The sequence below is a fragment of the Mesorhizobium sp. M8A.F.Ca.ET.218.01.1.1 genome (assembly GCF_004791165.1).
In the GTDB taxonomy this organism is placed as follows: Bacteria; Pseudomonadota; Alphaproteobacteria; order Rhizobiales; family Rhizobiaceae; genus Mesorhizobium.
This window is the reverse complement of sequence record NZ_SRUZ01000008.1, coordinates 18,483-43,824: the sequence shown is the minus strand read 5'-3', so window position 1 is coordinate 43,824 and position 25,342 is coordinate 18,483. Positions and strand designations below refer to the sequence as shown.

At 63.6% G+C, this 25,342-nt stretch carries 30 protein-coding genes and 1 other RNA gene; 11 read left to right on the top strand and 20 right to left on the bottom strand.

The window, feature by feature from the left end:
* Positions 1-8: 8 nt before the first annotated feature.
* Positions 9-593: an HD domain-containing protein gene (locus tag EN861_RS26275; protein ID WP_135866501.1), complete on the bottom strand. Its 585-nt coding sequence runs from the start codon at positions 591-593 to the stop codon at positions 9-11.
* Positions 590-1,741 (bottom strand): gamma-butyrobetaine dioxygenase, encoded by a 1,152-nt coding sequence (locus EN861_RS26270; RefSeq protein WP_135866499.1) that lies wholly within the window; start codon positions 1,739-1,741, stop codon positions 590-592. Before EN861_RS26270 ends, EN861_RS26275 begins: the two co-directional genes overlap by 4 nt.
* A 119-nt stretch (positions 1,742-1,860) precedes the next feature.
* Here EN861_RS26270 and EN861_RS26265 point away from each other — a divergent pair, with 119 nt between their 5' ends.
* Positions 1,861-2,748, top strand: coding sequence for a LysR family transcriptional regulator (locus EN861_RS26265; protein ID WP_135866497.1), 888 nt, complete (start codon positions 1,861-1,863; stop codon positions 2,746-2,748).
* Between the two features lie 8 nt (positions 2,749-2,756).
* Here EN861_RS26265 and EN861_RS26260 read toward each other — a convergent pair whose 3' ends face one another.
* The 3 genes from EN861_RS26260 to EN861_RS26250 are packed head-to-tail and all read right to left on the bottom strand — an operon-like array spanning position 2,757 to position 4,208.
* Positions 2,757-3,287 carry a GNAT family N-acetyltransferase gene (locus EN861_RS26260; protein WP_135866495.1) on the bottom strand — a complete coding sequence of 177 codons (531 nt, stop codon included), beginning with the start codon at positions 3,285-3,287 and terminating at the stop codon, positions 2,757-2,759.
* A gap of 44 nt (positions 3,288-3,331) precedes the next feature.
* Positions 3,332-3,640 carry a hypothetical protein gene (locus EN861_RS26255; protein ID WP_127280697.1) on the bottom strand — a complete coding sequence of 103 codons (309 nt, stop codon included), beginning with the start codon at positions 3,638-3,640 and terminating at the stop codon, positions 3,332-3,334.
* A gap of 4 nt (positions 3,641-3,644) precedes the next feature.
* Positions 3,645-4,208 carry an XRE family transcriptional regulator gene (locus EN861_RS26250; RefSeq protein ID WP_127280696.1) on the bottom strand — a complete coding sequence of 188 codons (564 nt, stop codon included), beginning with the start codon at positions 4,206-4,208 and terminating at the stop codon, positions 3,645-3,647.
* Positions 4,209-4,361: 153 nt separating this feature from the next.
* Between EN861_RS26250 and EN861_RS26245 the strand changes: the two genes are divergently transcribed.
* Positions 4,362-6,191 (top strand): ATP-binding protein, encoded by a 1,830-nt coding sequence (locus EN861_RS26245; protein ID WP_127280695.1) that lies wholly within the window; start codon positions 4,362-4,364, stop codon positions 6,189-6,191.
* A gap of 209 nt (positions 6,192-6,400) precedes the next feature.
* On the opposite strand, the gene EN861_RS26240 is transcribed toward EN861_RS26245, so the two are convergent.
* A complete protein-coding gene (locus EN861_RS26240; RefSeq protein ID WP_127871635.1) occupies positions 6,401-7,195 on the bottom strand; it encodes a GGDEF domain-containing protein in 795 nt (264 codons plus the stop codon).
* Positions 7,196-7,299: 104 nt separating this feature from the next.
* Positions 7,300-8,265, bottom strand: a complete 966-nt coding sequence (miaA, locus tag EN861_RS26235; protein ID WP_135866492.1) for a tRNA (adenosine(37)-N6)-dimethylallyltransferase MiaA — start codon at positions 8,263-8,265, stop codon at positions 7,300-7,302.
* On the opposite strand from miaA, the gene serB reads away from it, so the two are divergent.
* Positions 8,255-9,142, top strand: coding sequence for a phosphoserine phosphatase SerB (serB, locus tag EN861_RS26230; RefSeq protein ID WP_127280405.1), 888 nt, complete (start codon positions 8,255-8,257; stop codon positions 9,140-9,142). The two genes, miaA and serB, sit on opposite strands and share 11 nt — an antisense overlap.
* Positions 9,139-9,711: a GNAT family N-acetyltransferase gene (locus EN861_RS26225; protein ID WP_127280406.1), complete on the top strand. Its 573-nt coding sequence runs from the start codon at positions 9,139-9,141 to the stop codon at positions 9,709-9,711. The genes serB and EN861_RS26225 overlap by 4 nt, the downstream gene beginning before the upstream one ends.
* 43 nt (positions 9,712-9,754) lie before the next feature.
* Here the strand turns inward: EN861_RS26225 and EN861_RS26220 are convergent, their stop codons facing one another.
* Positions 9,755-11,272 carry a DegQ family serine endoprotease gene (locus tag EN861_RS26220; RefSeq protein WP_135866490.1) on the bottom strand — a complete coding sequence of 506 codons (1,518 nt, stop codon included), beginning with the start codon at positions 11,270-11,272 and terminating at the stop codon, positions 9,755-9,757.
* Between EN861_RS26220 and EN861_RS36685 the strand changes: the two genes are divergently transcribed.
* Positions 11,262-11,387: a hypothetical protein gene (locus EN861_RS36685; RefSeq protein WP_272483008.1), complete on the top strand. Its 126-nt coding sequence runs from the start codon at positions 11,262-11,264 to the stop codon at positions 11,385-11,387. The two genes, EN861_RS26220 and EN861_RS36685, sit on opposite strands and share 11 nt — an antisense overlap.
* 30 nt (positions 11,388-11,417) lie before the next feature.
* Here the strand turns inward: EN861_RS36685 and EN861_RS26215 are convergent, their stop codons facing one another.
* The 5 genes from EN861_RS26215 to EN861_RS26195 form a co-directional block, all read right to left on the bottom strand.
* Positions 11,418-11,606, bottom strand: coding sequence for a DUF2065 domain-containing protein (locus EN861_RS26215; RefSeq protein ID WP_127281294.1), 189 nt, complete (start codon positions 11,604-11,606; stop codon positions 11,418-11,420).
* A gap of 6 nt (positions 11,607-11,612) precedes the next feature.
* Positions 11,613-12,578: a protease modulator HflC gene (locus EN861_RS26210; protein ID WP_135866488.1), complete on the bottom strand. Its 966-nt coding sequence runs from the start codon at positions 12,576-12,578 to the stop codon at positions 11,613-11,615.
* Complete coding sequence (gene hflK, locus EN861_RS26205; protein ID WP_127871641.1) at positions 12,578-13,693, bottom strand: FtsH protease activity modulator HflK; 1,116 nt, start codon at positions 13,691-13,693, stop codon at positions 12,578-12,580. The genes EN861_RS26210 and hflK overlap by 1 nt, the downstream gene beginning before the upstream one ends.
* A gap of 166 nt (positions 13,694-13,859) precedes the next feature.
* Positions 13,860-14,378 (bottom strand): dihydrofolate reductase, encoded by a 519-nt coding sequence (locus EN861_RS26200; RefSeq protein ID WP_127279687.1) that lies wholly within the window; start codon positions 14,376-14,378, stop codon positions 13,860-13,862.
* The gene (locus EN861_RS26195) at positions 14,378-15,394 is read right to left on the bottom strand and encodes a DUF4424 domain-containing protein (RefSeq protein WP_135866485.1); all 1,017 of its coding nucleotides are present in this window, start codon (positions 15,392-15,394) and stop codon (positions 14,378-14,380) included. Before EN861_RS26195 ends, EN861_RS26200 begins: the two co-directional genes overlap by 1 nt.
* Before the next feature lie 182 nt (positions 15,395-15,576).
* Between EN861_RS26195 and cobF the strand changes: the two genes are divergently transcribed.
* Positions 15,577-16,341, top strand: a complete 765-nt coding sequence (gene cobF, locus EN861_RS26190; RefSeq protein ID WP_127279685.1) for a precorrin-6A synthase (deacetylating) — start codon at positions 15,577-15,579, stop codon at positions 16,339-16,341.
* Between the two features lie 43 nt (positions 16,342-16,384).
* On the opposite strand, the gene EN861_RS26185 is transcribed toward cobF, so the two are convergent.
* From EN861_RS26185 to modA, 4 genes are all read right to left on the bottom strand, one after another.
* Positions 16,385-16,726, bottom strand: coding sequence for a winged helix-turn-helix domain-containing protein (locus tag EN861_RS26185; protein WP_127279684.1), 342 nt, complete (start codon positions 16,724-16,726; stop codon positions 16,385-16,387).
* Between the two features lie 74 nt (positions 16,727-16,800).
* A complete protein-coding gene (gene modC / locus EN861_RS26180; protein WP_135866483.1) occupies positions 16,801-17,913 on the bottom strand; it encodes a molybdenum ABC transporter ATP-binding protein in 1,113 nt (370 codons plus the stop codon).
* On the bottom strand, positions 17,910-18,614 hold the full coding sequence (gene modB, locus EN861_RS26175; protein WP_135866481.1) for a molybdate ABC transporter permease subunit: 705 nt from the start codon (positions 18,612-18,614) through the stop codon (positions 17,910-17,912). Before modB ends, modC begins: the two co-directional genes overlap by 4 nt.
* 27 nt (positions 18,615-18,641) lie before the next feature.
* Positions 18,642-19,436, bottom strand: coding sequence for a molybdate ABC transporter substrate-binding protein (gene modA / locus EN861_RS26170; protein ID WP_135866479.1), 795 nt, complete (start codon positions 19,434-19,436; stop codon positions 18,642-18,644).
* Between the two features lie 172 nt (positions 19,437-19,608).
* Between modA and EN861_RS26165 the strand changes: the two genes are divergently transcribed.
* A complete protein-coding gene (locus EN861_RS26165; RefSeq protein WP_063172453.1) occupies positions 19,609-19,818 on the top strand; it encodes a molybdopterin-binding protein in 210 nt (69 codons plus the stop codon).
* 11 nt (positions 19,819-19,829) lie between these two features.
* Here EN861_RS26165 and EN861_RS26160 read toward each other — a convergent pair whose 3' ends face one another.
* A complete protein-coding gene (locus tag EN861_RS26160) occupies positions 19,830-20,624 on the bottom strand; it encodes a thymidylate synthase (protein WP_127871648.1) in 795 nt (264 codons plus the stop codon).
* Between the two features lie 365 nt (positions 20,625-20,989).
* A complete protein-coding gene (locus tag EN861_RS26150) occupies positions 20,990-21,301 on the bottom strand; it encodes a DUF2853 family protein (RefSeq protein WP_135866477.1) in 312 nt (103 codons plus the stop codon).
* Positions 21,302-21,469: 168 nt separating this feature from the next.
* Here EN861_RS26150 and ssrA point away from each other — a divergent pair.
* The 3 genes from ssrA to EN861_RS26135 all read left to right on the top strand — a co-directional run bounded on the left by ssrA (position 21,470) and on the right by EN861_RS26135 (position 23,134).
* Positions 21,470-21,830, top strand: a transfer-messenger RNA (tmRNA) gene (ssrA, locus tag EN861_RS26145).
* Between the two features lie 211 nt (positions 21,831-22,041).
* On the top strand, positions 22,042-22,608 hold the full coding sequence (locus EN861_RS26140; RefSeq protein WP_135866475.1) for an AAA family ATPase: 567 nt from the start codon (positions 22,042-22,044) through the stop codon (positions 22,606-22,608).
* An 88-nt stretch (positions 22,609-22,696) separates the two neighbouring features.
* A complete protein-coding gene (locus EN861_RS26135) occupies positions 22,697-23,134 on the top strand; it encodes a VOC family protein (protein ID WP_135866473.1) in 438 nt (145 codons plus the stop codon).
* A gap of 70 nt (positions 23,135-23,204) precedes the next feature.
* On the opposite strand, the gene EN861_RS26130 is transcribed toward EN861_RS26135, so the two are convergent.
* Positions 23,205-24,410, bottom strand: coding sequence for a multidrug effflux MFS transporter (locus EN861_RS26130; protein WP_127279265.1), 1,206 nt, complete (start codon positions 24,408-24,410; stop codon positions 23,205-23,207).
* A gap of 186 nt (positions 24,411-24,596) precedes the next feature.
* Between EN861_RS26130 and EN861_RS26125 the strand changes: the two genes are divergently transcribed.
* The gene (locus EN861_RS26125; protein ID WP_135866471.1) at positions 24,597-25,286 is read left to right on the top strand and encodes a TetR/AcrR family transcriptional regulator; all 690 of its coding nucleotides are present in this window, start codon (positions 24,597-24,599) and stop codon (positions 25,284-25,286) included.
* Positions 25,287-25,342 lie beyond the last annotated feature (56 nt).

The window sequence follows — 25,342 nt, the reverse complement described above, 5'->3', positions numbered from 1 at the left end:
TGGTTGCGTCAGGGCCGATTGGCGAAGTCGTGCACGACGCGCTGCAGCAACGGCACATAGTCGCGAAACGCCCGCGTCCGCATATTGGCGACCTTGCCGCCCTCGTCCCAGATGCGAACCCGCACCGCTTCCTCATGGAACGGGTTCTCGCGGAACTCGGCGACCTCCTCGGCACTCATCGGTCCGCCCTGTAGCGACAGCGTATGAACCGAAGCCGGCGACAGCCTGGAGAAATAGGTCGGGTCCGTGGCGCAGAGATAGCGCTTGGCGGCGACGTGCAGCCGGACGCATTCGACGATGACCGGTGGGAAGAACGGCGCCAGCACCTCGCCGCCGGCCTCGTCATGGTGCTTGTCCTCGACATCGTCGGGCGAATAGGTGCCGAACTCGCTGGTGTAGTGGCCGATATCGTGCAGCAGCGCGGCCGCCACCAGCACCTCGGGCGCTCCATCCTGCTCCGCCAACCAAGCACCCTGCAGCATGTGCTCGGACATCGTAACCGGCTCGCCGAGATAGGATTCGGCGCCCCGGCGCTCGAAAGTGTCGGCGATGAACTCGACGATGGTGTCCGCGTTCAGATCCTGGCCGCTCATTCCGCGGCCTCCTTGAAGCCGTGTTCAATCGCCGCGAGCGTCGACAACAGGCCGTCCTTGTCCGCATAGCATCCCTGCAGCCAGCGCTTGCCGGTGCCGGAGAACGCCTTGCGGGCATGCATGACGCGGGTGTTGTCGACGATGAAGGCCTGGCCGGGCTCAAGCTTGAAGGTCACTTCGAAGGATGGATCCTCGATCAGTTCGGCGAAGCGGCGGTAGGCGCCATAGTAGCGATCCATGTCGGCGAACGGCACATCGACGGTCGGCGCCAGCGAGCGGTTGTTGAAGCGGATGCAGATCAGTTCGCCGTCGGGGCCAAGCTCGATCATCGGCCGTTTGGACTGCAGCCGCACGCCCGATGACCCTGCATATTCGAACCGCGCCGCATGGGAGCTCAACAGCCGAAAACCTTCGGGGTTTTCCGCCTGCAGGGCTGCGGCGACGGCAAAACCGTCGACGACGCTCGATTCGCCGCCCTCCACCGTGTTCTCGATGCAGGACAGGATCTGCAGTGTCGGCACCGGATCGCGATAGGGATTGTCGGTATGCGCCTGCAGGCCCAGATTGGTGTAGGCGAGATTGTTCGGATTGACCTCGGCGCGCACTTCGAACCAGCGCCCGTAATTGGTCTCCCTGACGTAGCCGAACAGGTCGGACACCTTGCACAGCGCCCCGGATTCGGCCGGCAGCCCATTCATCACCGCAAAGCCATAAGTCCTCACCGCCGAAAGCCATTCGCGCAGCACGCTGCGGTCATGGAAGGCCGCCTTGTAGCTGGCGCGCGGCACGCAGTTCTGCATCGTCGCCTTGGTCCAGCGCTGGATGACATCGCCTGTCCAACCGGGCTGGCGTGTCTCGTCGCGATCATAGGCGTTTGCACGCAGCCATTGGGCGGGAAAGCTGACCGTCTTTCCCTCCGGTTCGAAGCTGATCTCCAGCGCCCCGGCCTTGATGGAAGCGGCGCCAATTCTCGTGCCAGCGGGAATGTCGAGGATGGTGACGAGCCGCTGGCCGTTGCCGGCGCTGCGCGTCTTGTCGTCGAGCGCATTGTCGCGCAGCCAGATGGCGTGAAAGCGGGTGCGCCTCCCGTCTGCCCAGCCAAGTTCGATTGTTCTGCCTTCGTCGCCAACCAGCGCGTGGGTAAGCATTGAGATCCATCCTGTCCGCTACGCCCCACGGTCCGATCCGCAGGGTTTCGATTGCATGTTGATCGCGCCATAGGCATAATTCAAATTATCATTTTTTGGCCAATGACCCCGATTGACTAATGGCACGACGAACCATCCCCGCCTTGCCTCCGCTCGACTGGCTGCGCAGTTTCGAAGCCGCGGCGCGGCTGTCGAATTTCACGGCGGCAGCGGCCGAACTCGGCCTGACACAGGCGGCGGTCAGCCAGCACATCCGGCTGCTCGAGGAACGGCTGAAGACGCGGCTGTTCTCGCGGCTGGCGCGTGGGGTCGCGCTGTCGCCGGAGGGTGCCGCCTACCTGCCCCACATCCAGTCGGCCTTCGCAACCATTGCCAGCAGCACCACGGAATTGTTCGAACCACGCGCCGTCCGGACCGTCTCTATCCGGGTGCCGATCTCGTTTGCCTTGCTGGCGCTGGTGCCGGCGCTGCCCGATCTCGCCGAGGCGCTGCCGCGCGTCCAGCTCGATCTGGTGACGATCCATCGGCCGACCGACTACGATCTGCCGGGCTCGGCGCTCGACATCCGTTTCGGCAACGGATCCTTTCCCGGACGCGAGGCCGAGAGGCTGACCGCCGAGCGGCTTGTGCCGGTGGCAAGTCCGGCGCTCGCCAGTGCCGCCGACTGGACATCCCTGCCGCTGCTTCTGGTGGCCGGCGCGCGCGAGATGTGGTCGGAATGGTTCGCGGCGGCCGGATTGGCCGGCCATCCCCAGCGGTCGCACCGCTTCGACAGTTTCGTCGCCGCCATGGAGGCGGCGAGCGCCGGCGCCGGCGTGCTGCTGGGGTCGCGACCGCTTGTCGACGCGGCGCTCGACAGCAGGACGCTGGTCCCGCTCTCCGATTTTGAACTCTCCAGCACGTCAGGGCATTTTCTGACCAGGCCGTCGACCGCGCAACTGACAAGTGCCGAGCAGGATTTCCGGCACTGGCTGATAAAGCGCCTTGCCGGCGGGGCCCGGACCTGACTGGCGCGCTACCGCGAAGCTATGCCGATACGCTTCCAGTAGATCAGCGAGCCCGTCAGCCCGCCATGCGGTTTCAGCGCATAGTCAGGAATTTCGCCGGTGAGGATGAAGCCGAGCTTTTCGTAGAGGCCCGAAGCCCCCTCCTCCGCCGCCGTGTCCAGAACCAGCAACGTGCGCCCCTTCTCCGCCGCGAGGCGTTCGGCGGCCCGCATCAGGCGTGTCCCCACACCCCGGCCCCGGTATTCGACTGATGTCATCAGCTTGGCGATCTCGGCCCGATGCGGCTGGTTGGGCGGGCAGTCGAGCAGCAAGGTGACCGTCCCGACCAGAGCCCCGCCGTCCCAGGCCCCGAGCACCATTCTTTCTCCTCGTGCGGCCGCGGCCAGCGACGTCTCCCAGAATGCCCTTGCCGCTTCCGCCGCCAGCGGATGCATGAAGCTGACAGATCCGCCGGCGGCAACCGTTTCGACCAGCAGATCGGTCAGCATTGCAAGAGTTTCCCGGCTGGCGGTCAACGGCCCGATTTCGATGGTATTCATACCTGGTCCTCTGGAAACGATTACCGGGGTCGATGGCGCCGGCGTCATTCGAGATGGTGCGACCGCCGGCGCTTGCGCGCGGCCTTGATGGCGCTGATGCGTTCGGTGTCTTCTTCACTGAGATGTCGCCCGCGCTCCAGGATTTCGAGCGTGTATTCCTCATAGGTCAGGCCCAGCCGCTCAGCCTTGTCCATGCGCATCAGCATGACGTCGCGGCTTGGCGCCTTCCACGCCTTGGCGTGCGCCGCCTGCCAGGCCAGGAAGATGTAAGGGTCGCCCTTGCCCCATGGCGGCCCCTTGTACTCGTCAAGAGGCGGCCCCCCATTGTGGGAGCGCGTAGGCCGTCTTGCCATGACGTCAGCCCCTGACCAGAGCGACGAGATAGTCGGCGCCCGGCTCCAGGGCATGGAAGGTGCAATCCGACGGCGCCCCGAGCGCCAGGCAGTCGCCCGGTTCGAGCCTGTGCACCTGATCGCCTTCGGTGAATTCGAGTTTTCCCGAGATCAGCCAGATCTGCTGCTTGATGAAGGCGTAGGAAGCCGCGGGCAAGCTGACCTTCGCGCCCGCAGGCAGATGGACCTTGATCAGTTCGAGCGGCATGTCGCAGGCCGGCGACAGATGCCGCCTGACATAGCCTGTATCGGGGTCGCGCCATACCGGCTGGTCGGCCGCGCGCAGCAGTCCCCCGCTCTGCAGTTCCGCGCGCGCGATGAGGGTCGACAGCGTCATGCCGAAGGCCGCCGCAATGCGCACCAGAAGTGCGGCCGTCGGGCTGGTCATGCCGCGCTCGATCGTGCTCAGCATCGCCTTGGAAACGCCGGACCGTTCGGCGAGTTCGGCCAGCGACCAGTCCCGCATGATCCTCTCGGCGTGGATCCTCTTGCCGATGGTCGAGGAAATATCGTTCGCTATATCATCCATTCGTCCATTATAGCGAAACAACAAGACAGGTGAAGAGCCATCTCACGATAATTTTCACAGGGTCCTTAATCCTCTCTACACCATCCGACCTCATCCGACCTTAACCCCGTTCCTGTAGGCTCCGTCTCCAGGGAAATGGGGATTGGCCTGTCCATGTATGTCGAACGCGAAGCTTCCGTCGGAGAACCGACATCGCAGGAGCGCCGCAACGCAGAGCAGAACGACCGGCGCATCCTCGGCAACGTCGTGCAATGCGACGGCGCGCGCGCCACAATCAGCGCCTATGCCGACGATGTCGACGGTGCGATCACCGGCCTGTGGACGGTTGGCAAGATGATCTCCATCAATCTGGGCACGACGCGCACCGTTGGCCTGGTCTATGCGATCGGCAAGTCGGATCGGGCCTGGAGCAATGAAGGCCAGAACGCCATCGAGGTCAGCATCGAACTGATCGGCGAAGTGCGCGACGGCGCCGAACCCGGCGCCAAGCCGATCTTCGACCGCGGCATCACCAGCTATCCGCATATCGGCGCCGTCGCGCACCGTATCCGCACCCGCGACCTGCAGGCCGTCTATGACCTGGCCGGCCGCCATTCCATCACCATCGGCTCGCTGGCGCAGGACGAGGCCATCGCCGCCAACATCGCCATCGATGATACGCTTGCGCGCCATTTCGCCATTGTCGGCACGACCGGCGTCGGCAAGTCGACCGCCGTGTCGCTGCTGCTGCGCAAGTCGATCGCGGCGCGACCCGACCTGCGGATCCTGATCCTCGATCCGCACAACGAGTTCGCCGCCTCGCTGCCCGAATATTGCGTCCGGGTCGATTCCAAGACGCTCGACCTGCCGTTCTGGATGTTCACGCTGGAGGAATTCGCCGAAGTGCTGTTTCGCGGACGCGAAACGGTGCCGGAAGAGATCGACGCCCTTCGCGACCTCGTTCCGCTGGCCAAGAACCTCTACCGCAACCCCAATTCAGGCGCCTACCTCAGGCGCGGCAACGATGCGCTGACCGCCGATACGCCGGTGCCTTACCGCATCGCCGACCTGCTCAAGCAGATCGACGAGCGCATGGGCATGCTCGAAAGCAAGAACGATCGCCCGACGCTCAAATCGCTGAAGACGCGCATCGAATCCGCGGCTGCCGATCCGCGCTACCGCTTCATGTTCAATTCGCGCCTGATCGAGGACACCATCCACGAGACGATCGGCAACATCTTCCGCGTGCCGCACCATGGCCGCCCGGTAACCTGCTTCGAGATGGCCGGCATGCCCTCGGAAGTGGTCAATTCCGTCTGCTCCGTGCTGGCGCGCCTGGCCTTCGACCTCGCTTTGTGGAGCGAAGGCAAGCTGCAGCTCCTGTTCTTGTGCGAGGAAGCGCACCGCTACATGCCGGCCGATTCGCGCCTCGGCTTCGCGCCGACCCGGCATGCGCTGTCGCGCATCGCCAAGGAAGGCCGCAAATATGGCTGCTATCTCGGCGTCGTCACCCAGCGCCCGGGCGAGCTGGACCCGACCATCCTGTCGCAATGCTCGACCTTCTTCGCCATGCGGCTTGCCAACGAGCAGGACCAGGCGATCATCCGCTCGGCAATCGCCGACTCGTCCGCCTCGACGCTCGCCTTCCTGTCTTCCATGGGGCAGCGCGAGGCGATCGCCTTCGGCGAAGGCGTGGCGACGACCATGCGGCTGAAATTCGAAAGACTGCCCGCTCACCTGCTGCCTGGCACGGCCAAGCACGAGGAAGAAGTGACGAAAGCCGGCGAGGTCGACCTGGTGGCGATCGTGGAGCGGCTGCGCAACGTGCCGAAGCCACAGAGCCAGGCGATACCATTTGCCGAGGTGGTCGATTCCGGCCGCCAGGCCGGCGATCCCGACTACCGCAAACCGCCGGCGACGGCGCGCGTGCAGTCGGACGAAGATTTCGACACACGCTACGGCCTCAAACCCGCGACCTTCGGCCTGCGCCCACAGAACGATTGAACCTAACAGGTCTCTGATCTCATCGGCATTCACGCTTGGCCAAATCCCGAAAGGGAATTCGTCAGGCCGAATTGAATGACGTGGCTTTCGAGAAGCCGGAGCGGAGCGGACATTCAGTCCGTGAGCTCAGTTCTACTGCGACGCAGTAGAACGGGGAAGTCGAGAAAGCCGCATCAGGCAACCGGCCTCATGAATTCTTCTTCGGGATTTTAGGCGCAGACGCGATTGCGGCCTTGCCTCTTCGCTTCGTAGAGCTGGCGGTCGGCGCGGCGATAGAACTCTTCGGCGGTTTCCTTGCGGTCCCATACGGCGAGGCCGACGCTGGTCGTGATCTTGAGCCGGACATTGTTGCCGGAGAGGATCGACATGTTGGCGATCGCCTTGCGGATGCGCTCGGCGAATTTGGCCAGAAGGTCCGCCTCCATGTTGGGCGTGACCACGGCGAATTCCTCACCACCCAGGCGCGCCACCACGTCGTGATAGCGGGTCATGTCCTTGAGGCATCTGGCGACAGCCTTGAGCACCTCGTCGCCGACATCGTGGCCGTGGCTGTCGTTGACCTGCTTGAAATGGTCGAGATCGAGGATCATCAGCCCGACCGGTTTTTCGATGCGCCGGAACTCCTCGAGATATTCGTTCAGCGCGTCGTCGAAATAACGTCGGTTCTGCATGCCGGTCAGGCCGTCTGTCAGGGCGGCGTGCTCGAGCGTTTCGGAGCGGGCGCTGAGCGAAACCGTCATGGCGCGCAGCTTGCCTTCTTCCGTCGCCTGTTTGCGGATCAGCGGGTAGATGAAGAAGATGCCGAAAAACAGCGCGGTCGCAAGCAGCACGCCCGTCGCGAACAACAGCTTGTTGAGGTAGATGACCTTGTCCAGGCCCGATTGCGTATGGAGTTCCGTGGCGAAGGATTGCAAGAGCCCATAGGCGTGCAGCGTCACCAGGCCAGCGGCCAGGATCACGAAGATAAAGACGAAAAAAGCGGATTCCGCCTTATGGAAACGCATCTGCTCCCCGATGAAAAGTGCCCCTCGATCTTATGGCACGGGCCGCCTTACGGAGCGTTAATCCCGGCAACTTCGGCGGGAACCCTGTCCTCAAGGTCAACTTTTTAAGTTGCATTAGCAACAAGTGTTTGGATCGTGGTTTCGAGATTGTCATTGGGACGCAATCTCTGCCATTCCGGCCCCAACTGATGTCGAAACCAGGTCGCTTGCCGCTTGGCATATTGCCTGGTAGCGATCTTGGCGCGCTCGATCGCCTCGGGAAAGCTCGATTGCCCTGCAATTGCGGCCTGCAGCTCGCGAACCCCGATCGCCTTCATCGCCGGCAGGTCCGGATCGAGACGAAGGGCCGCAAGCTGCTTGACTTCCTCCAGCGCGCCCTTGTCCAGCATCCGGTCGAAACGCCTTTCGATGCGGTCGACCAGCGCCGCCCGATCCGGCTCGATGACTAGGAAATGCGCGCTTTGCCTGTCGATCAGCGGCCGGCCGCGCTCGCCCTGCCAGTCCAGGATCGACCGGCCGGAGGCGTCGAGCACTTCGAGCGCCCGCACGATGCGCTGGCCGTCGGTCGGCTTCAGCTGCATGGCGACTTTCGAATCCTCGCGCAGCAGGATGCCATGCAATTTGACCGCGCCGTGCTCCTTCAACTCATAGCGCCAGCGATCGCGGATCCGCTGCGGAATATCGGGCATTTCCGAAATGCCCTCGGCCAGCGCACGAAAATAAAGGCCGGTGCCACCGACGAAGATTGGCCGCCGCGAGAGCGTTCCGTCGTCGATGAGTTTCATCACGTCGCGCAGCCAGGCGCCGGTCGAGTAGGCAGAGCCGGGGTGCACATGCCCATAGAGAAAATGCTGCGCGCGTGCGAGTTCGGCCGCCTCCGGCCGAGCGGTCAGAACGTCGAGAACCGAATAGCCCTGCATCGAATCGGTGTTGACGATGACGCCGCCGGTGCGCTCGGCCAGCTCAAGCGCCAGCGCCGACTTGCCGCTGGCGGTCGGCCCGGCTATCAGGATCGCGTTCTTCACGCGGCCTTCGCCCGCATCCGCGCCGGAATTCTCTATGCCGCTCATTGCCACGCTTGTTTCCCGTCCCGCTGACCGCGCTCTGTCGCCGTCGCTTGCGAATATGGCCTCACGGTCGGTGGGCGCAAGCGCTGTCGTCTGGCTGGCCGAAGGCATTGCCTGTGATCTTGCCCTGCCGCCAGCGGCGCAGGCTGATGAAACCACTGCAGAGCTTCGCGCCGCACTGGGCGCCGAACCAGTCGACGTGATCGTTCAGCAGGCTGAAACACGCCGCAAGAAAGTCCTTCTCGCCGACATGGATTCGACCATGATCGACCAGGAATGCATCGACGAGCTGGCCGACGAGATCGGCGTCAAGGATCGCGTCGCGGCCATCACCGCGCGGTCGATGAATGGCGAGATCGCCTTCGAGCCTGCGCTGCGCGAGCGCGTGGCGCTGCTCAAGGGGCTCGACGCCGCAGTGGTCGACCGTATCGTCGCCAATCGGCTGACGCTGGCTTCGGGCGGCCGCGCACTGGTCCAGACCATGCGCGCCAACGGCGCCTGGACAGCGCTCGTTTCGGGCGGATTCGAGGTCTTCACCACGCGCATCGCCGAGATGCTCGGCTTTCAGGAAAACCGCGCCAACCGCCTGCTCGACCAGGGCGGACGCTTCACCGGACTGGTCGGCGAGCCGATCCTCGGCCGCGCCGCCAAGGCCGAGGCGCTGCTCGAAATCTGCGCGCGCCTTGGCCTGGCGCCGGCCGATGCCATCGCCGTCGGCGACGGCGCCAACGATCTCGACATGATCCGCCTGGCCGGAACCGGTGTCGCGCTGCACGCCAAGCCGACAGTGGCAGCACAGGCAAAAGTCCGGATCGACCATGCCGACCTAACCGCGCTGCTCTATCTGCAGGGCTACCGGCAGGAAGAATTCTTGCAATGAAACCAATCCGCACCGAACGCCTGATCCTGCGCAACTGGGAGGAGCGCGACCGCGCGCTGTTCCATCGCATCAACTCCGACGAGCGCGTCATGGAATTCTTTCCGTTCCGCCGCGACCGAGCTACCGCCGACGCCAAGATGGACGAGTTCCGATCCTGGATCGCCGAGGACGGCTATGGTTTTGCCGCCGCCGAGATTGCCGCCACCGGCGAGTGCATCGGCTTCGTCGGGCTCCTCAAGACCGATCATGTGCCCTCCCTGCCGGCCGGTACTATCGAGATCGGCTGGCGGCTGGCGCCGGAATACTGGGGCAAGGGCTATGTCACCGAGGCGGCGGAGGCCTGGCTCGCCTACGGCTTCCAGACGCTGGGCGTCAACGAGATCGTCTCCTTCGCCGTAACCGGCAATCATCGCTCGACCGCCGTGATGAAACGCCTCGGCATGAGCGCCGACCCGGCCAACGACTTCGACCATCCCGACATTCCGGACAGCCATCCCGCGCTCAAGCGGCATGTGCTCTACCGGTTGCCTCGCCAAGACTGGCAGGCAAGAAAAAGGGCGGCTCTCTAACCGCCCTTTCCATTAAAATCAGATTTTTGCAGTCCTGCCGACTTCAATCCATCCGGATCGTGACAAACCTCAGCTCACCGGTCTTCGACGCCAGCATCAGCAGCGCGTTCTTGCGCCCCTGCTCCTTCAGCGCGCCGATCCGGTCCATGACATCCTTGGGCGTGGCGACCGATTCCTGCGCGATCTCGGTGATCACCTCGCCCGGCTGAATGCCGCGCTCGGCGGCGGCCGAATCCTTGGCCACATCGGTGACGACGACACCCGAGACATCGGCGGCAATGCTGAACTTCTTGCGCGTCTCGTCGTTGAGTTCGCCGACGGTCATGCCGAGCACCGAGGCGGTCGAGACGGCCGGAGCCTTGTCGCCGCCCTTGTCCTGGTCGGTGTTGCCATTCTCGCCGCTGGCGAGCTTCTCGCCATCCTCGAGCCGGCCGAGCGTCACCTTCACCGTCTGCTCGACACCCTTGCGCACGATCAGCACGTCGACGGCTTTGCCCACCGGGCTTTCGGCCACGACGCGCGGCAGGTCGCGCATTTCGTGGATGTCCTTGCCATCGAACTTGATGATGACGTCGCCGGCCTGGATGGTGCCGTTGTCGACAGGCCCGCCCTTGATGACGCCGGCCACCAGCGCGCCCTTGGCGGTCGCCATCCCCAGGCTTTCCGCGATGTCGTCCGTCACCGGCTGGATGCGCACGCCGAGCCAGCCGCGCCGCGTCTCGCCATACTGGCGCAACTGGTCGACGACGCCCGAGGCGAGCTGCGAGGGAATGGAGAAGCCGATGCCGATCGAGCCGCCGGAGGGCGAAATGATCGCGGTGTTCATGCCGATGACCTCGCCGGCGCTGTTGAACAGCGGTCCGCCCGAATTGCCGCGGTTGATCGCCGCATCGGTCTGGATGAAGTCGTCATAGGGGCCTGAATTGATGTCGCGGTTGCGCGCCGAGACGATACCGACCGTGACCGTACCGCCGAGGCCGAACGGATTGCCGACCGCCATCACCCAGTCGCCGACGCGCATCTTGGTGGAATCGCCAAATTTCACCGCCGTCAGCTTGTGGCCTTTCGGATCGACCTTCAGCACCGCGACGTCGGTCTTGGTGTCGGTGCCGACCAGCGTCGCCTTCAAGGTCACACCATCGGAAAAATTGACCTCGATGTCGTCGGCATCGGCGATCACGTGGTTGTTGGTTACGACGATGCCTTGCTCGGCGTCGATGACGAAGCCCGAGCCCAGCGACTGCACCTTCTGCGAGCCGCCATCCTTTTCGCCACCGCGGTTCTTGAAGAAGTCGTCGAAGAAGTCCTGGAACGGCGAGCCTTCGGGCAGCTGCGGCATCGGCACGGCGCTTGGCCCTTCGGTGCCCTTCACCGTCTGCGAGGTCGAGATGTTGACCACCGCGCCGAGCACGCGTTCCGCCAGGTCGGCAACCGAGGCAGGTCCGTCGGCGGCGAATGTCGGCGTCACGAAAGACGGAACGGCTGCGGTGCCCAGGACAAGCGCTGCGGCGCCGGCGACCAACGTCCGTCGAGCGGCGCGCAAAAGGGTGTTGGATGTCATCGAGAAGCCTCCCGGCATTTCTGAAAGAGAAAAGCGCTTCGACGAAAACGCCGTGTCGCGCCATGATGGCAAGAAATACGGCACGTTTGCGGCTATGGCTATCGGCGGAGCGTAAATCGAGCGTTATTCCGCAAACCGGATGCCTTTACCCGCTCCGCACCAGCCAGACGATGCCGACACCGATGGCGATCGCCACCAGGCCGCCGATCCGCAGTGCATTCTCCGGCATCGACAGCACTTCGCCCGCGAGCTTCCTCGCAAAGCTGGGGAAGCCGCCATAGACCAGGCCCTCTATGACAAGGACCAGGCCTATCGCCGCGAAGAAATCTTGCACCGGCCGCTACTGGCCGGTGCTGGGTTGTGTCGTCGGCGCGGCAGGTGCCGCAGCCGGCGCGGTTGCTGGCGAGGCCGGTTTCGCCGGCCCTTCCTTGCCGTCGGGATCGCGGAAGAAGCGGAAGAACTCCGAGCCCGGCGACAGCACCATCGTCGTCCCGGTGTTGTCGAGCGCGGTACCATAGGCATTCATCGACCGGTAGAAATCGAAGAACGCCGGATCACGCTGATAGGCTCCCGCGAAGGTGGCGCTGCGCTGGGCTTCGCCCTCGCCGCGCAGGATCTCGGACTCCTTGCGTGCTTCGGCAACGATCTCGACCACTTCACGATCGGCGCGTGCCGTGATGCGCTGTGCGGCTTCGTTGCCGCGTGCCCTCAGCCGCGCGGCCTCCGCCAGGCGTTCCGCCTTCATGCGGTCGTAGGTCTGCTGGGAGACTTCGGCCGTCAGATCGGTGCGGCGGATGCGGACGTCCTCGATCTGCAAGCCGAGCGAGGTGGCGTCGGGCCTGAGCTGATCGCGGACTTCGCGCATCATCACGGCACGCTCTTCGGAGAGCGCGGCTTCGAAATCGCGCAGACCGTAGACGCGGCGCAAGGCAGCGTCGAGACGCGTCCTGAGCCGGGCCTCGGCCAGTTCGATCTGACCGGACACTGCCGCACGGAAGACACGCGGATCCGAGATGCGGTAGGCGATGAAGGCATCGACCTCATAGAATTTGCCGCCCGACACCTGGACGCGGATGTTGTCGAGGTCGAAGCGCAGCACCCTGTTTTCGATCAGCTGCACCGTGTCGGCGTCGAAGAACGAGAACGGCGCCTTGAAGTAGATCCCTGGCTCGCTCTTGACGTCGACGATCTCGCCGAAGCGGAGCACCAGCGCCTGCTGGCGCGCATTGACCACGAAGACCGAGGAGTAGATCAGGAAAAGGATAACCGCCGCCACGACGGCGAAAATGGGAAGACGGTTGGCCATCACTGGGTACCTCCCGTGTTCGCAGCCGGCGCGGCCGGTGCCGGTGGTTTCGGCTGCAATGCGGGCAGCGGCAGATAGGGCACGACACCTTGTCCGTTGCCCTGCTCGACGATGACCTTGCTCGAGTCCTTCAGAACCCTCTCCATGGTTTCCAGATAAAGGCGTTTGCGCGTGACATCGGGGGCTTTGACATATTCGTCGTAGACCGAGATGAAGCGCTGGGCCTCACCTTCGGCTTCCTGCACCACACGGTTCTTGTAGGCGGCCGCGTCTTCGCGGACCTGGGCGGCCTCGCCGCGTGCTTGGCCGAGCTTCTGGTTGGAATACTGATTGGCCTGCTCGACGAACTTGTCCTCGTCCTGCTCGGCGCGCTGCACCTCGTCGAACGCATCCGCCACCTCGCGTGGCGGCGCCGCGTCCTCGATGGAGACGGCGTTGACGTTGAGACCGGCCTTGTAGCCGTCCAGCGTCGTCTGGATGATCTCGCGCACCGAGGCCGCAATGCCCTGGCGGTCGTCGCGGAAAATGTCCTGCGCCGGCCGGCGGCCGACCGCTTCGCGCATGGCGCTCTCGGCAACCTGCCGCAGCATGCCGTCGGGGTCGGAGACGTCGAACAGGTAGGCGCGCGGGTCGGAGACCTGGTAGGCCACCGAAAACTGCACATTGACGATGTTCTGGTCGCCCGACAGCATCAGGCCGTTGCCGCTGGTGTTGCCGCCGCCAATGTCGACGAGCTGCTCTGAAATCTTGGCCGTCTCGACGGTCTCGAGCGGCCACCAGTGGAAGTGCAGGCCTGGCTGGGAAAGCTCGGCCTTCGGCTTGCCGAAGCGCAGTTCGACCGCGACCTCGTCGGGCTGCACGGTATAGACCGCCTGGAAGGCCCACAGAACGACCAGCACCGCGGCGATCAGCCCGAACACGGCCGGACTGGCGCCCCCGCCGCCGGGCAGCGCGCGCCTCAGCCGATCCTGGCCACGGCGAATGATGTCTTCGAGGTCTGGAGGCGACCCCTGCGGGCCGCTCGGTCCCTTCGGTCCCTGCCCCCAGGGGCCCTGGTTGTTACCGCCGCCACCCCACGGGCCGCCGCCTCCGCCACCTTTGTCGTTCCAGGGCATGAATGTCCTTTCGCTTGGAATTCCCTCAAGCGCCGCGGTTACGGCGCAAATCCAGTGTCGTTCTTCTATAGGGACGCCAGGGCGCGCTTTCAACGCGACGCCCGCCGACTTCATCGGATTTGGGCCGGTAGCGACCCTTTGTCGTCCTACAATCGCGCTTTTGTCTTCAAACTATCTCGCGGCGGCGCTCGTAAACCGTATAGCGCGTCGCATGACTGTCCTTTTCTCCTGATGGAACCTCCTGCGAACTGACCACGTGCCATGTATCGGGGTCGATCGGCGGGAAATGCGCATCGCCGTCGACGGCGGCCAGAACATGGGTGACGTGCAGACGGTCGGCCAGCGGCAGCGCCTGGGCATAGATCTCGCCGCCGCCGATGACACAGACCTCGTCGACGCCGCTCATGCAGCGGCCGCGCACGGTCGCCAGCTGGATCGCGGCTTCCAGCGTATGCGCCACCTCGACGCCCTCGGCGCGCCAGGCCTTGTCGCGGGTGACCACGATGTTCAGCCTGCCCGGCAGCGGGCGGCCGATGCCTTCATAGGTCTTGCGGCCCATGATGATGGGCTTGCCCATCGTGTCTGCCTTGAAGCGCTTGAGGTCGGTGGAGAGCCGCCAGGGCAACCCGCCTTCCCGCCCGATCACACCGTTCTCGGCAATGGCGACGTAGATCGTGACATGCATCAGTTTGCGTCCCCGCCATTGCTGTCCGACGGTTCGAGCAGGAGGATATCGATATCATGCTCGGGATAGAAATCCTTCGCTGTCATTTCGAAGCTCGTCGGCCCGACCTTTTTGACATTGTCGCCGCAGAACGAGACCAGGGCTTTCGGATTGCCCTTGTCGACGGTCAGCTTGAACTTGCCGATGGTGCCCGCCGCCCAGTTGCCGCCGGTGGTCAGGATATAGGCGATGCGGCTTTCGTAGAATTTGGGATAGCCGTCCGGATTGTCCTTCGCCGCCCTGCGCACCGCATTCTCGAAAGTGCCGTCCATGCAGTAGCGGGTCTTGTAGGCGGCGTATGAGCCCTGGAACTGGCCCTCATTGAAAAAGCTGACCGACGACGTGCCGCCGACGCTAGGCTTGTAGCGGTGCGAGACGTGAACGTCCTTGTTGGCCGGAAAGGTCGAGCGCCACCAATAGGTCGAGCGCAATTGCCAGAACGGCGCATAGCCGGGTTTTTGGCCGCCACTGTCGTCAACAGTGTCCTCGATGATGATGCCGCGGTTGACCCAATCGTCGGCCACCGCTTGCGGAAGCTTCGCCAGTGCCGCCTTGGCGGCGTCGCCGAACGGGTTGAACGGCACGTTCTGGGCTTTCAAATCCGTGCCGACGTCGATGCCGAGCGCGAACACCTTCTGCTCGAGCTCAGGCTTTGCCGGCGCGCCGTCGATCGTCACCTCGAAGCCGAGGAAATTGTCACTCTGGTTTTCGGGGATCGCCGGCATCTCCTCGGGATCGCCTGAAATGTCGGGCATCGGGAAGGCGACGATCGCCTCGACATCCTTGTCGGTGTTGTTGTGGAAGACGTAGTCGACCGTCACCTTTTGCGGCGAGATGAAGAGGTCCTCGCTTTGCATCGCCACGGCATCGCTGCGCGACAGGATCAGGCCGCCGGTGCCAAGTTCGGCAACCGAGTCGTTGGCCAATGCAGGCGCCGCCGACAGGGCCAGCGCGGTGGTCAAGATATATCGCAGCATGAAAGCCCCCTCGGCGAGAATGCCCTCATGACCCTAGCCGTTTCAATGCGGCGTTTCAAAGCCCTTCCGCGTCCAGGGCATGCGTGACCGGCTGGACACGCATGCGGTCTGGACACGCATGCGGTCTGGACACGCACGCGCGGTCTGGACTAACAGGTTCCGATCGGGCAGGAGTTCGCGCCATGCGCAAGCTTCTCGTCATCGGCATCGGCGCCGGCAATCCCGACCACATGACGGTTCAGGCCATATCGGGCCTGAACCGGGCGGACGTCCTGTTTATTCCCGACAAGGGCGCCGACAAGACAGAGCTCGCCGACCTGCGGCGCGGCATCTGCGACCGCTTCGTCACCAACCCGACCTCACGCCGGGTCGAGTTCGACGTGCCGGTGCGCGCCGAACCAACGTCTTCCTATCGCTCGACCGTCGACGACTGGCATGAGGCGATCGCCGTCATCTACGAGGGACTGATCCGCGACGAGATCGCCGGGGATGGCTGCGGCGCCTTCCTGATCTGGGGTGATCCCTCGCTCTACGACAGCGCATTGCGCATCCTCGAGCGCGTGCGCCTGAGGGGCAATGTCGCCTTCGAACTGGAAGTCATCCCCGGCATAACAGCCATCCAGGCGCTGGCCGCCAGTCACAAAACGGCGCTGAACCGCATCGGCGATCCCGTGCTGATCACCACCGGCCGCCGCCTGACCGAGGAAGGCATGCCGGACAATGCCGGCAGCGCCGTCGTCATGCTCGACGGCAAATGCGCCTTCAACACGCTGGCCGACCAGGATCTTTTCATCCAATGGGGCGCCTATCTCGGCACACCGGACGAGATCATCATCTCCGGCCGCCTCGGTGATGTCGGCGCGGAGATCGAAAAGCGCCGCGACGAAGCGCGTAGGGAAAAGGGCTGGATCATGGACACGTATTTGCTGCGGAAGCAGGAGTGGTGAGTAGTGAAGCTGTCCTAATCCCTACTGACTACTGACTATCCCCCTACCCCGCTTCGATCTCCGCCTGCAGCGCATCCATATGCGTCGCCGCTGCGGCGGACGCCGCGCGCTCGATGGCGCGAAAGCGGCTGACCACCGCCAGGCCGACCGTCGTCAGCTGCGCGCCGCCGCCCTTGCGGCCCCCGGTCTGCGCCGAGACCAGCGGCTTGCCGAACACCCGGTTCATGTCCTCGACCAGATCCCAGGCGTGCTTGTAGGACATCTCCATGCCGCGCGCGGCGGCCGAGATCGATCCGAACGTGGCGATGTGCTCCAGAAGCTCGATCTTGCCAGGACCGATCCGTCCATCCGGATCGAGATTTATCCGCAAGCTCAGCGACGGCATTTTTGCTCCTCCACGATCGCTTCAGCTTCAGCGACCGTTATTCCAAAACAATATATCGGCGATCACCACCCCTGTCAGCCGTCGGCTTCGAGCGGCAAGCCGGCGCCGGTGTTCGCCCGGTCGAAGCTCACCGTCTTGACCACCGCGAGAACCTTGCCGCCGGGACGCAGCTTCAGTGCCTGCCGCGACTGTTCGGTGATGCGGGCGAGCACCGTTGCGCCATTGCAGTCGATGCCGACTTCGACCGTCGGCCCCTCGCCCGGGCTGATCGCGACAATCGTGCCGGGCAGGATGTTGAGCGCGCTGAGGCCCGTCGGTTTCTCCGTGGCGACCATCACGTCGCGAGCGCGAATGCGGATACGCACGGAAGCCCCAGGCTTCATTTCAAGGCGCGGCACGCGGATCTCGCCGGCGGCCGAGCCGAGCACTGTCATCCCGAAAGTCTCGTCGTGACGCAGTACCTTCGTGTCCAGCACGGCGCCACCCTCGCCGCGCTCTTCGGCCGGCAACAGGTCAAGCCTTTGCATGACGGCCTCGGTCGGGCCGCTGGCGGTGACCTTGCCCTGCGCCAGCATCACCACGTCGCTGGCCAGCCGCGCCACCTCGGCGACCGAATGGCTGACATAGACGATCGGGATCTTCGTTTCGTCGCGCAGCCGTTCGATATAGGGCAGGATCTCGGCCTTGCGCGCTTCGTCGAGCGAGGCCAGCGGCTCGTCCATGAGCAGCAGCTTCGGGCTGGCAAGCAGCGCCCGGCCGATCGCCACGCGCTGTTTCTCGCCGCCCGAGAGCTTTGCCGGTCGCCGCCCGAGCAACGGGCTGATGCCGAGCAGTTCGACGACACTGTCCATATCCGCGTAGCGTTCCGCCGCCGGCGTGAACCAACGGCCGTAGCGCAGATTGCTGATCACGCTCATATGCGGAAACAGGCGCGCATCCTGGAACACCATGCCGATACGGCGCTTGTGCCTTGGCACGAAAATGCCGGCACCGGTGTCGACCAGAACGCGGCCGTCGATCTCGATGCGCCCCTTGTCCGGCCGGATCAGCCCGGCGATCATGTTGATCAGCGTCGTCTTGCCGGAGCCCGACGGCCCGAACAGCGCCGTCAGCCGCCCGGCGCTCTCGAAGCGGGCATCGATGGCGAAATCGCCAAGCCGGTGGCTGATGTCGACAAGGACGCTCATTCGATGTCCATCCGCCGCCCGACGCGCCGCGCCAGCACTTCCGAGGCGACCAGTGCCGCCATCGAGATGACGATGGAAATCAGCGTCAGCCGCAGCGCCCCTTCATCGCCGCCCGGCACCTGGGTAAAGGTGTAGATCGCCGATGGCAGCGTCTGCGTCTCGCCAGGGATGTTGGAGACAAAAGTGATCGTCGCGCCGAACTCGCCCATCGCCTTGGCGAAGGACAGGATGGCGCCGGCGATCAGCCCGGGCAGGATCAGCGGCAGCGTGATGGTGCCGAACACCCACACAGGATTGGCGCCGAGCGTCCCCGCGGCCGCCTCCATCTTGCGGTCCACTGCCTCGATCGATAGGCGGATCGCCCGCACCATCAGAGGGAAGCCCATGACGCCGCAGGCAAGGGCGGCACCCGTCCAGCGAAACGAGAAGACGATGCCGAGATGTTCGGCCAGGAATGCGCCGGCCGGGCCGCGCCTTCCGAAAGTCAAAAGCAAGAGATAACCGGTCACCACGGGTGGCAGGATCAGCGGCAGATGCACCAGCCCGTTGAACAGTGTCTTGCCCCAGAATTTCCCCCGGGCAAGCAGCAGCGCGATCGCTATGCCCGGCGGCAAACTCGCGATCATCGCGACCGTCGCCACCTTGATGGACAGCCGGACCGCATTCCATTCGTCGGGAGTGAGGTCCAGCAGCCAGTTCATCGTGCGGTATCGGGGCCTTTTTCGAACTCAGTTGCTCGGCGTGAGCACGGTGAAGCCCTGTTCCTTGAAGAGCGCGCCGGCCTTGGCGGACTGCAGGCACTTCAGGAAGGCCGTCGTATCCTTGTCCTTCGAATCGGCGGTCTGGGCAACCGGATAGATAATCGGCGGATGTGAATCCTCCGGGAAGGTGCCGACCACCTTGACGCCCTTTTCGGCGTGCGCGTCGGTGGCATAGACGATACCGAGGGCCGCCTCGCCTGTCGAAACCAGCTTGAGCGCCGCACGGACATTCTCGGCCTGCGCCACCTTGCCCTCGACCGAGGACCAGACGCCGAGCGTTTCAAGCGCCGCCTTGCCGTATTTGCCGGCCGGCACGGCCTTGAAGTCGCCCATGGCGAGCTTGCCGTCGCCAACCAGCCTGGCGAGGTCAAAGCCCTTCTCGATCCTGGTCTCAACCGTCGAATCCTTCGGCGCCACCAGCACGATCTGGTTGCCGAGCAACTTCACTTCGGTATCGGGCTTGGTCAGCTTCTTGTCGGAGAGATATTTCATCCAGTCGAGATCGGCCGAGATGAAGACGTCGGCCGGTGCCCCGCCCTCGATCTGCTTGGCCAATGCCGAACTCGCGGCATAGGAAACGGTCGCGGCCTCGCCGACATCGGCTTCGCAGGCCTTGTTCACCGCGTCGAGCGCATCCTTGAGGCTTGCCGCCGCAAACACCACGACCTTGTCTTCCGCGCGCGCTGCCGGCATTGCCGCCATCAACGCAGCCGCAAAACCGCCAATGGCGACCACCCTCAACCCGAAACCTTTGCGCGTCATCGGAAACTCTCCCCGGGTTCAAAATCCGATCGGCTCGAACCTGCAGACCGATATATCCGCATGGATATAACAAGGGAAGGCCTGGTCTGCTGAAACGCTATCTGGTCTTGCGATTGGTACTGCCTGATTGTTCTGATAAGACGACCGGGGATAAACAGCGAACGGGACGCCAATGAAGATCAGCGCCCGCAACGTTCTCAAGGGAACGATCACCGAAATCGTCAAAGGGGCCACCACCTCGCATGTCCGCATCGACATCGGCGGCGGCGCCATCGTCACCGCCTCGATCACCAACGAAGCCGTCGCCGATCTCAAGCTCGAAAAGGGCAAGCAGGCCTATGCCGTGGTCAAGGCCTCGGACGTGATGGTCGGCATCGACTGAAAAAACGCGGCTCAGACCGCGATAGGCGCCTTGATCGACGCATCGGCGACATAGTTCTCCAGCCGGAAATCCTCGAAGCGGAAGGCGAACAGGTCCTTCACGTCCGGATTGATCCACATCGTCGGCAGTGCCCTTGGCGTGCGCTGCAGCTGTTCGCGCGCCTGCTCGAAATGGTTGGAGTAGAGATGCGCGTCGCCGAGCGTGTGGACGAAATCGCCCGGCTTCAGCCCGGTCACCTGCGCCACCATGAGCGTCAGCAATGCGTAGGACGCGATGTTGAACGGCACGCCGAGGAAGATGTCGGCGGAGCGCTGGTAGAGCTGGCAGGAAAGCCGGCCCTCGGACACGTAGAACTGGAACAGGCAGTGGCAAGGCGGCAGCGCCATAGCTTCCACCTCGGCGGGATTCCAGGCCGAGACGATCAGTCGCCGCGATTGAGGATTGCGGCGGATCTCCTTGAGAAGATTGGCGATCTGGTCGATCGAGCCGCCATGGCCATCCGGCCAGGAACGCCATTGCTTGCCGTAGACCGGGCCGAGATCGCCATTCTCGTCGGCCCATTCGTCCCAGATCGAAACGTCATGGTCGGTCAGGTACTTGATGTTGGTGTCGCCGGCCAGGAACCACAGGAGTTCATGGATGATCGACTTCAGATGCAGCTTCTTGGTGGTGGTGACCGGAAAGCCGCGCGCCAGATCGAAGCGCATCTGGTAGCCGAAGACGGAGCGTGTGCCGGTGCCGGTGCGGTCGCCGCGATCGGCGCCGTTTTCCAGCACATGCTGCAAGAGGTCGAGATATTGGCGCATCGGTTTCGGCTCGATTCGAGTGTTTGGGCATTATAGCGGCCAGACCGGCGGCCGAACACAGCAAAACGGTACAAACGACGCTTGCCCCACCACTCTTTCCAGAGTCGGCGCTGCCCCTCATTGTCCTGCCGGACATTTCTCCCCGTATCAGTGGCGGGGAGAAAGAAGCTGGCCGCTACGCTGACGCCCTTTTTGCAACGTTGGTCATTGGCGAAATCATCGATGGCAGATCCCCTCTCCCGTCACTATACGGGGAGAGGATGCCGGCAGGCAGGTGAGGGGCGGCGCAAACCCCCGACAAAGCGAAAATAAAAGTTGGAGCGGCTATTCTGCCGTACCAGCCCTCGCAAACTGATGCGCGAGCGTCACAGAGAGCCGAGCTTGCCCAGATCCTTGGCCACCAGATAGTAGAAGGTCACGCGGTTCTTGGTGTTGTCGGCGTGCATCGCCTTGCAAGTCTTCTCGATCGCGGCGTCGGCCTTCGCCCCGTCGGTGACGCCGAGCTTCTTGGCCACCCAGTTCTCCTTGACCCGCCCCAATTCCTTCGGGTCCGTGCAGGATACCAGCGAGGAGTCGCGGTTCCTCAGCGCAATGCCCAGATGCTTGACGATCTTTTCGACCGCATCGGCGTTTACCGCGGCGTCATACTTCTTCACATCCGCAAGATAGTCGGCCATCAAAATTCCCCTCGTCGGCGCCACGGATCCGATCGATGAGGGCTGTGGCGCGCTTCGCAACTTGTGCGCTAGGTCGCTAACTCCTCACCGCTCGCAAAGCTTCGGTTGAGACCGCCCCCAAGTCAACCCTTGGCGTCGCGATTTGACACAGGGACAAAGCATCATTGCGGCCTTTCATTTCCGCCAAACGCCCCCTATATTCGTTTTGTCGGCTTGACCGACTATGGCGATAAATGGGCGATGAAATAAGCCGTTCGGACCCGGGGGCGGTACCCGGCGCCTCCACCAAAAGCCGCTGTTGACGACAGAGCGGTTTTTGCTGGGGGCGAAATAGGATCGACGAAGGTGTAAAGATCGTACTTTTGCCCGGCATTGTACCACCGTCATCGGGCTAAACTTATAGTTGCCAACGACAACTATGCGGAAGCACGTCTCGCTGCTTAATGCAGTGCGATAGCTTCAAATCAAGCCCTAGGGGTTCGCACTTCTAGGCGGGGTTCGGAGGTACCTGGCAACAGAAACCTCCACTTCTCCCCCTTCAATTTGCATCACGCGCAACGGCTCCTGCCGTCAAGACTTCGCACGGCCTGATGCATGTCGCCCGGAAGTGTCCTCGGTTCCGGGATAACGACATGCATAAATCAGAAGCTTACAGCAGGTCGGGCGAATCCTATTCGCCGCGACATGCTGTAGAAGCCACGAAGCCGCTGCGTCGCGTGCCCTTTCTCCATGGACAAAAAATGCAAAACGATTCCAATCGATTTTTCGTGCTGACCGGCGGCCCCGGCTCCGGCAAGACCACCTTGATCGAAGCCTTGCGGCAGGCGGGCTTTGCGACGTCTGTCGAGGCCGGACGCGGCATCATCCGCGACCAATCCGCCATTGGCGGAACCGCCCTGCCCTGGAGCGATCGCGCATTGTTCGCCGAACTGATGCTGTCCTGGGAGATGCGCTCGTATCGTGCGGCCGCCGAGCTGGCCGGGCCGGTCTTCTTTGACCGCGGCGTGCCGGACACGATCGGCTATCTCAGGCTCTGCGGCCTGCCGGCGCCGGATCACCTCACCAGCGCCGCCATGGAATTCCGCTATGCGCGCCGCGTCTTCATTGCCCCGCCATGGCCGGAAATCTTCACCCAGGACGAACAACGCAAGCAAACGCTCGACGAAGCCGAGCGCACTTGCCAATCAGTGGCAGGCGTCTATGCCGAACTCGGCTATGAATTGGTGACCTTGCCGCTTGCTCCAGTCGAGGAGCGCGTGCGCTTCCTCCTCGACGCTGCTGGATTGCCGCCGACATTGCGGACATAAAGCGGCCGGCCCGGTCCGGCCCTTCATGCGCGTTGTCGGAACCAGGCTACACCTTGTAGATTGAACCGGCATCTTGGAGGTTGAAAACATGGCGCTCAAGCGGATGGACAATGTAGGAATCGTGGTCGAGGACCTCGGAGGGGCGATCGATTTCTTTCGCGAACTCGGCCTCGAGTTCGAGGGGCGGGCCACGATCGAGGGAGAATGGGCCGGGCGTGTCACCGGACTGGGCGATCAGCATGTCGAGATCGCCATGATGCGCACGCCGGACGCCCACAGCCGGCTGGAGCTCTCCCGCTTCCTCACGCCGCCTGTCGTCGCGGATCACCGGAAAGCCCCGGTCAACGCGCTGGGCTACCTCCGCGTCATGTTCACCGTGGACGACATCGACGATACGCTTGAAAGGCTCCGCACGCGCGGCGCGCAGCTCGTGGGCGAGGTGGTCGAGTACAAGGACGTGTATCGGCTCTGCTACATCCGAGGACCTGAAGGGCTTCTCATCGGCCTCGCCCAGGAACTCAGCTGAGCGCCCGCACTGCCGCCGGCACAAAAAAGGCCGGGATCGACCCGGCCTTTCCTGGTTCACTGAGGATTGCCTATTCCGCCGGCGCTTCGACGGCTTGCCGCGAACGGCCAAGCGTGACCTTCGCCAGTGCGAACGATATCACCGCGCAGAGCGTGATGCCGGCGACCATCGGCAGCGGCGTGCCGTCGAAGAACACGCCGGCAACGCCCATGGCGAGCGCGCCGATGGCAAAATGCAGCGTGCCCATCAGCGCCGACGCCGTGCCGGCGATCTCGCCATGCTCTTCCATGGCCAGCACCGAGGTGGTCGGAATGACAAGCCCGAGGAAGCCGTAGCCGACGAACAGCAGGGCCGCCATAACATCGAGCCGGTCGACCCCCGTGGCCATGATGGCGAACAGCGCCACCATCGTCGTGGCATAGCCGGTCACCGCCACCCACACCACGCGCTTTAGCCCGAACCGTTCGGAAAGCAGGCCGGTCAGCTGCGACATGCCGATGAAGGCAACGGCGTTGATCGAGAAGAACACGCTGTAGACCGAAGGCGACAGCCCGTAATGGTCGATCAGGATGAAGGACGAACTCGACAGATAGACAAAGAAGCTCGCAATGCCGAAGCCGGCGATTGCCACCAGGCCAAGGAAATTACGGTCGCCCATCAGGAAACGGTAGCCGGCAAGCGCGGTACCGAAGGAGGACCCGACACGCTCTTCCGCCGGCCGCGTCTCCTTGAGCGAGGTCGCGAGCAGGATGGTGGCAAGCACCGCCGCACCGGTCACCGTCCAGAACACGGCGCGCCAGCCGAAATTCTCGATGATCTGGCTGCCGGTCAGCGGCGCCAGGATCGGCGACACCGAGAACACCAGCATCAGCAGCGACATCAGCTTGGCGGCCTCGTTGCCGGTGTGCAGGTCGCGCACGATGGCGCGCGGAATGGCCATGCCGGCGCTGGCGCCAAGCCCCTGCAGGAAGCGGAAGGCGATCAGCCACTCGATGGTCGGCGCCATTGCCGAGCCGATGCCGCCGGCCATGAACAGCGCCAGGCCGCCATAGAGCGGCAGCTTGCGGCCGACCATGTCGGAGATCGGCCCGACGACGATCTGGCCGAAGCCCATCGACAGGAAGAAGATCAAAAGGCTCATCTGCACGGCGGCGGTGCCGGCATGCAGATCGGTGCCGATCGACGGCAGCGCGGGCAGATACATGTCGATTGCGAACGGGCCGATGGCCGACAACAGGCCGAGCACGACCGCGATGCGGAGGAATTTGGGACTCATGATATTGGCTTCTTTCGAATCTGGTTGCCGCCGCCAGGCGACGTCTAACCCCAGGACGTTCCATCCCGAGGGATTCCTACTCCCAGAGCGAATTTATTCGTCCCTCTGGAGTGAAATCCCCTTATATCGTGTCCACAAATTTAGACACTCTTGTCCAAATCGTCAATCACCTCTATATAGATTTTCATGAGACCGGGCGTTTCTCCTGACACTTTCCCGCCACGTGGCCATGAGGCCAAGCGCATGTCGATCGTCGACGCCGCTGCCGGCGTGTTTTGCCGCGAGGGTTTCGCCGGCGCCAACATCGACCTGATCGCGGCAGAGGCCGGCGTCTCGCGCCAGACCGTCTACAACCACCATCGCGACAAGGAAAAGCTGTTCATCGCCGTGGTGCGCGACCTGACCGAACGCTGCAACGCCGGCATTTTCGCCACCATCGCCACCTTCCCCGATCAACCCGGGGATCTCGAAGCCGACTTGATCGGTTTTGCCGTGCGCTTGAACCAGAACTGCATCTGCAACCGCGACGGAAAGTTCCTGCGCAAGCTGATCCAGACCGAGGGCGAGCGCTATCCCGAGCTGTTTGCCGAATGGCGCGAACAGGGCCCGGGCCGGACATGGCCGGCAATCGCCGCCCGCTTCGCCCGCCTAGCTTACGGCGGCCATTTCACGATCGACGATCCCGACGTGGCGGCACGCCAGTTCCTCGGCCTCGTCAATGCCGAATTGCAGGCCACCTTCATGCTTGGCGGCACGCCGCGCGAGGACGAAGTGGTGCAATCGGCGACAAACGGCGTGCGCACCTTCCTGCGCGCTTTCGGCAAGCGCCCTTCCCCGACCGGCGTGAAAAAACACACTGCGCTGGCTAACGCATAACATTTGCGGTTGCGGCGAAGCCGCCTTGCCGATCAAATCGTTGGCAATAGTCCTCG